This window comes from Mesorhizobium sp. M0816 (assembly GCF_040320005.1).
In the GTDB taxonomy this organism is placed as follows: Bacteria; Pseudomonadota; Alphaproteobacteria; order Rhizobiales; family Rhizobiaceae; genus Mesorhizobium.
Genome location: NZ_JAMYOT010000093.1, coordinates 1 through 1,445, shown reverse-complemented (window position 1 = coordinate 1,445; position 1,445 = coordinate 1). Strand labels below are relative to the sequence as shown.

Here is a 1,445-nt window from a genome sequence, read left to right as displayed (position 1 = left end):
TCTCTGATTGGGGTGGTTGAGGTCAAGGTGCTCCTGTACTTTTTTCCTGGGCCGTTCCGCAGGTCACTCGCTTCTCTTCGCGGTCGGCGCCTTGGCCGCCGCATGATGGGGTCAGGAGAGCGAGGTGTCTCAATCTGTTTCACGACCTTGCCGGGTTTAGCGGCAGGTTCGGGTCTCTCAACGAGATCGCCTCGCCCATCGTCCCCACGGAACGATCTGGACGTCGCCCGTTCGGGCGAAAGCTCCTTTCCTTACTCCTTCAATGTTTGCGGCGGGTTCACGCCGCCGGGGTGGCAATTTCCTTTCCAAAGCGGAATTCGGTCGCGTCGGCCCAAATCCGGTGCAGGATGACGGCCAGCTTACGGGCCACCGCCACACGCGCCCGCGCCATGCCACGGCGCTTGGCGACATTCATGCCCCATGCCCTCAGGCTCGACCATTTCTTCGAGCGTACGAGCAGCGAATGCGCTGCCTCGTAGAGGGCCGTGCGGGCGAGTTCGTCGCCGCAGCGACTGATCCTGCCCTGGATGTCGGTCTCACCCGATTGGTAGCGCGCGGGCGTCAGCCCCAGATGCGCCCCAACCGCTTGGCTGGAGCCGAACCGCTCCGGCCGGTCGATGGTGGCGCGGAAGGTGAGCGACGTGATCGGGCCGACGCCGGGCGCCGACATCAGCCGCCGGCAGACCTCCTCCTTGCGCACGATGTCGAGAACCTGCCTGGTCAGCCGGGCGAACTCCTTGAGCATGGCGCCGAGGATCGCAAGCAGCGGCTCGACCATCGCCATCACTTCGGCGTCGGCGCCGACCAGCTCGCGCACCCGCCCGGCAAAGGCGGACCGCGACGGCAGGCCCAGCTTGACGCCGGCTTCGCGCAGCATGGCACGCACCACGTTCTCGATCGTGCGCATTTCGTTGAGAACCGTCCGGCGGGCGACCAGCAACGAGCGCCACAGCCGGCATTGTCTGCTCTTCACATGCACCTGCCGGTACCAGCCGGTGCGCATGATCTGCGCCAGCGCGCGGGCATCGTTCCTGTCGGTCTTGTTCGGCATCGTCTTCATGGCCGCATTGGCAGCCCGCGTCTCGATGCAGATCGCCGGCAGCCCTTCGGCGCGCAATCCGTCGTGAAGCCATGCCGTCAGTGAACAGGCTTCCAGCCCGACGCGCTCCAGCACCAGGTCGACTTTACGCAATGCCTCGGCCAAAGCCTGCGGCTCGCTCGCCGCTCGAGCCTCCTTCATGATGCGACCGCTCTCATCGACGACGCAGATCGCGGTCTCTTCCAAAGACACGTCCAGTCCGGCAAAGTACTTCATGGCTGCTCCTTCCCGATGTTTGTGGCGATTCCACATCGACCACGTTCTCACATCACGACAGGAGCAGCCGCCCTCTTCCGGCGTCGGCCGAGACCCCAATCACCCCATCTGTTTTGAAAATCGGCTTGCT

The 1,445-nt window shown here is 64.6% G+C and carries 1 protein-coding gene; it reads right to left on the bottom strand.

What is annotated here, in order from left to right:
- Positions 1–277: 277 nt before the first annotated feature.
- A complete protein-coding gene (locus NKI17_RS36795; protein WP_352907941.1) occupies positions 278–1,315 on the bottom strand; it encodes an IS110 family RNA-guided transposase in 1,038 nt (345 codons plus the stop codon).
- Positions 1,316–1,445 lie beyond the last annotated feature (130 nt).

Excerpts from the sequence above, each read along its gene's own strand:
- NKI17_RS36795 (WP_352907941.1), bottom strand. The coding sequence starts at position 1,315 with ATGAAGTACTTTGCCGGACTGGACGTGTCTTTGGAAGAGACCGCGATC.